Source organism: Nocardia thailandica NBRC 100428, assembly GCF_000308795.1.
GTDB classification, from domain to species: domain Bacteria; phylum Actinomycetota; class Actinomycetes; order Mycobacteriales; family Mycobacteriaceae; genus Nocardia; species Nocardia thailandica.
The window spans coordinates 1-4,533 of sequence record NZ_BAGK01000179.1; the positions used below are offsets into that span (position 1 = coordinate 1).

Annotated in this window: 4 protein-coding genes; 1 reads left to right on the top strand and 3 read right to left on the bottom strand. The window is 73.7% G+C overall.

Features of this window, described 5'->3' with window-relative positions; genetic code table 11:
* A partial coding sequence (locus ON36_RS19235; protein WP_157224944.1) for a serine/threonine-protein kinase occupies positions 1-1,388 on the bottom strand: 1,388 nt, incomplete at its 3' end.
* A gap of 193 nt (positions 1,389-1,581) precedes the next feature.
* On the opposite strand from ON36_RS19235, the gene ON36_RS19240 reads away from it, so the two are divergent.
* Positions 1,582-2,475, top strand: a complete 894-nt coding sequence (locus tag ON36_RS19240) for a serine hydrolase (protein WP_043655384.1) — start codon at positions 1,582-1,584, stop codon at positions 2,473-2,475.
* A 10-nt stretch (positions 2,476-2,485) separates the two neighbouring features.
* On the opposite strand, the gene ON36_RS19245 is transcribed toward ON36_RS19240, so the two are convergent.
* Positions 2,486-3,151, bottom strand: a complete 666-nt coding sequence (locus ON36_RS19245) for a response regulator (RefSeq protein ID WP_043655389.1) — start codon at positions 3,149-3,151, stop codon at positions 2,486-2,488.
* Between the two features lie 39 nt (positions 3,152-3,190).
* Positions 3,191-4,357, bottom strand: a complete 1,167-nt coding sequence (locus tag ON36_RS19250) for a histidine kinase (RefSeq protein WP_043655391.1) — start codon at positions 4,355-4,357, stop codon at positions 3,191-3,193.
* Positions 4,358-4,533: the final 176 nt, after the last annotated feature.

A 4,533-nucleotide genomic window follows, 5' to 3' on the forward strand; every position in this document is an offset into this window, starting at 1 on the left:
CCGACGGCGCCCGCCGGGGCGCCCGCCGATGCGGCGGCACCGGACGCGGTCCCCGCCGCACCGCCGGCGCTCCTGCCCGGTGCGGCGGCGTCGACCGTCGACAGGTCTTCCGCGCCGACGGAACCCGGGACGAAGGCGGCGCCCGGTTCACCGACAGCCTGGGGCGCGCCCACCACACCGGCCTGCTGTACACCCGCGAGCGGGCCGGGGACGGCCGGGGATCCCGCCACCGGGCCCGCCCCGCCGGCGGGCGCCTGCGGGTGCGCGGGCGCCGCCGCGCCGGGTGGCACAGGGGATTGCGCCGCCCGCTGCGGCGGTACGCCCTGCGGCGGCACGCCTTGGGGCGGCACGGCCTGCGGCGGCACGCCCTGGGGTGGCACGACCGGGGGCACGGCGGCCGGGGGCACGGGGGCCGCGGGCCGATGCTGGTGTGCCGCAGGCGGAATCGGGGCCTGCGCGGGCCAGACCGGGGCCGCGTAGCCGGGGGCGGGCGGGTAGTAGCCGCCGTAGCCCTGCGCGGGCTGCGCCGGCGGGGCGGGCAGGGGCGGTGGGTTCGTGTGGGTGAGCGCGTAGCGGGCCGCGGCGGCGAAGGCGGCGCAGCTCTCGAAGCGGTAGGCGGGGTGTTTGGCCATGGCGGCGGCCAGCACGGCGTCCAGGGCCGGGGACAGGCCGCGGCGGCGCAGGGCCAGCGGGGGCGGCGCGAGATGCATGGTGCCGCGGATGATCTCGTTCGGGTCGGGCGAGTCGAAGGGGGCGACGCCGGTGAACAGCCAGTACAGGGTGCAGGCGAGGGAGTACTGGTCGGAGCCGCCGTCGAGGTCGCCGCCGGTCATCTGCTCGGGCGAGGCGTAGGCCAGCGTGGCGGTGAACATGCCCTGCTGGGTCAGGTGGGTGGAGTCGGCGCGCAGCCGGGCGATGCCGAAGTCGGTGAGGAAGACCCGCTCGCCCTGGCCGCCGGAGGAGCGGGCGAGCAGCACGTTGGCCGGCTTCACGTCCCGGTGCAGCACGCCGCGGCTGTGCGCGTAGTCGAGGGCGTCGGCGACGCCCTCGACGATCTGCACGGCCCGTTCCGGCGGCAGGGTCATGGGATCGACGGTGGCGGCGTCGACCCCGTCGACGTACTGCATGCTGATCCAGAGCTGCTCGTCCTCGGTCCCCCGGTCGTAGACGGTCACGATGGCGGGATGGTCGAGCTGGGCGGCCAGGTCGGCCTCGCGCTCGAACCGGGCGCGCACGCGCGCGTCGGCGAACAGGTCGCGATTGAGCAGCTTGAGCGCGGTCGGGCGGTCCAGCCGTGGATGGCGCGCCAGGTACACGGTGCCCATGCCGCCCTGGCCGAGAAGACGCTCGACGGTGAACCCGGCGAACACCTCACCGATCTCGAGCACTCGGGCCCCCTTCCAGCAGCGGATTCCGACCAGCCTGACGTTCGTTCGGCCGACCGACCTCGTTTTTTCGAATTCTGCGCGAGAATCGGCAAAACTGGTCTGCGGTGTCCGGATCGCGCCGGACACGCTCGACGAGTAGTTTGCACCGCCGGAGTCCGCGCCGACGCGCGCAGGTGGTGGGGAGGGTTCGGTGGTGAGTTCGACCGGAACGGGCCGGGGCTGTCGCGGCCTGCTCATCGGCCTGTCCGCGGCAGCTGTTGCGCTGACCGCGTCCTGTGGTGTGTCCGGCCGGGACCAGTCCGCCCCGCCCACGGTCACCGTGGCCAGCTCCGACTCCTGGAACCCGGGCATGTCCATCACGCTGCCGGATTCGCTGGCCGCGGAGTTCACCCAGCTGCAGTCCAAGCTGCCGGGCCAGGTCGGCCTGGCGCTCATGCCGGTCGGCGGCGGCCGGATGACCATCTACGGCGACTGGACCTCCGGCATCGCCTGGTCGACCATGAAGGTGCCCCTGGCCGTCGCCGCGCTGCGCCACGACACCGACGCCTCGATCCTCGAGGAGGTCGAGGCCGCGATCACGGTGTCCGACAACGACGCCGCCTACGCGCTGTGGGAGTCGCTGGGCGACAACGCCGAGGCCGCCCAGGCCGTGCAGGACGTCCTCGACGAGGCGGGCGACGCGACCACCGGCGTGGGCGCCCCGCGCACCCGCCTGGACGACACCTCCTTCGGCGGCACCGAGTGGACGCTGGCCAACCAGGTGCGTTTCGCCTCGCGGCTGCCCTGCCTGCCCGACACCGAGGCCGTCACCAAGCTGATGGGCGAGATCACCCCCGAGCAGAGCTGGGGTCTCGGCCTGCTCGACGGCGCCGAGTACAAGGGCGGCTGGGGCCCCGACGACGAGACCGGCGTGTACACGGTGCGCCAGTTCGGGCTGGTGCCGATCGGCAGCGGCAGGCTGGCCGTCGCCCTGGCCGCGCAGGCGGACTCGGGCACCTTCGAGGACACGACCGCGCTGCTGGACGCCCTCGCGGCGCTGGTCGGCCGCCACCTGTCCGAACTGCGCGGCGGGGTGTGCCCGCGCTGAGCGTGCCCGCTCAGCCGGGAACGACGAGCCCGGATTCATAGGCCAGCACGACCGCTTGTGCCCGGTCGCGCAGACCCAGCTTCGAGAACACTTTGGAGACATGGGTCTTCACCGTCTGCTCGGCGACGAACAGCGCGTCGGCGATCTCGGTGTTGGACATGCCCTTGGCGACCAGTTCGAGCACCTCGCGTTCGCGGGGCGTGAGCTGGTTCAGCGCGGGCGCCGACACGGGCCGCCGGGCGGCGCGGCGCCGGGTGACGTCGGCGATGAGCCTGCGGGTGATGGTCGGCGCGAGCAGGGCCTGCCCCTCGGCGACGACCCGCACCGCGCGGACCAGTTCCTCCGCGGGCGCATCCTTGAGCAGGAACCCGCTGGCGCCGAGGCTCAGCGCCTCGTAGACGTAGTCGTCGATGTCGAAGGTGGTCAGCATGAGCACCCGCACCGGCGGATCGAAGCCCGCGGCCAGGATCTCCCTGGCCGCGTCGAGGCCGTTCATCTCCGGCATGCGCACGTCCATGAGGACCACGTCGGGCCGCAGGCGCTTGGCCTCGGCGACCGCGGTGCGGCCGTCGGGGGCGTCACCGATGACGCTGATGTCCGGCTGCGCGGCGAGCAGGGCGCCGAAGCCCTGGCGCACCATCGCTTGGTCGTCCGCGATCAGAACCGTTGTTGCCACGATCGACAGTGTATTTACCACCGGCCGTCGCCGTCCGGTTCACCGCTCGCCGGGCAGCCGCGCCCAAACCTCGTAGCCGCCCTCGGCGGTCGCCCCGGTGCGCAGTTCGCCGCCGACGGCCTCGACCCGGGTGCGCATTCCGGCCAGTCCGTGCCCGCCCCCGGCGCCGGCCAGGGCGGGCACGGCGGCCGGGGCGTCGTTGCGGACCGAGACGGTCACCTCGTCCGCCACCACGACCGCCACCCGCACCGGCGCGCCCGCGGCGTGCCGGGCGGCGTTGGCCAGCGACTCCTGGACGACGCGGTACAGGGTCAGGCCGGTGATGCCGCCGACGTCGGTGAGCTCGCCGGTGACCTGCCAGGTCACGGGAACGCCTGCCCGGCGGGCGGATTCGCACAGCGCGGGCACGTCGGCGGCGTCCGGCTGCGGCGCGTGTTCGGGCAGCTGGCCGTCGCTGCGCAGGGCGCCGAGCAGGGTCCGGATCTCGTTGAGCGCGGTGCGGGCCGTGCCGCCGATGGAGGCGAACTCGGCGGTGGCCTCGGGGCCGAGGCCGTCGATCCGGTAGGGCGCGGTCTGGGCCTGCACCACGACCATCGACATGTGGTGGGCGACCACGTCGTGCAGGTCGCGGGCGATGCGCGCCTTCTCCTCCAGCACGGTGCGCCGCGCGCGTTCGAGCTCGGTCTCCTCGGCCTGGACCCGCAGTTTGCGCCGGGAGGTGATCACCGTGCGCAGCAGGTACCCGAACAGCACCAGCGCGCCGAAGCCGAGCGGCCAGCCGAACAGCGGGCCCTGCTCGGAGCCGGGCATGGTGGTGGCGAACAGCATGGAGGTCGCCGCCCAGGCCACCGCGACGATCGGCACCGGCGCGGTGAGCCCGACCGCGAACAGCAGCACGAACAGCACGATGATGTGCACGACCTCGAAGGGCAGGTCGTTGCCGGGCTGGTTGGGCACCGCCAGCGAGATCAGCAGCGCCGAGCCCGCCGAGATCGCCCAGCCCAGCGACGGGTTGACCCGCACCAGCAGGATCGGGAGGGCAGCCAGGCCCGCGAGCATCGGCGCCAGTCCGACCGGGACCTGATGGGTGACGTGCAGGGTCGGCCAGGCGATGCTGAACAGGATCAGCGCCACGACGACCACGAACAGGCCGAACCAGGTGTGGGCGCCTGCGCGGGCGGCCTGCGAGCGCACTGCGGGAATCATGGCACCGAGCCTACGAACCGTCCGGTGAGTGGACCTCATACCCACGTGCCGATTCGCACCCCCTACCCTGGTGTGACCCCGGCGCCGGATCACCCGTCCGAGTGCCTCGTAGAACCGGTCCGCAGCGGGACGCCTCCGCCGGACCCGCCCCATACCGTCGGAGGCCATGAAAATCC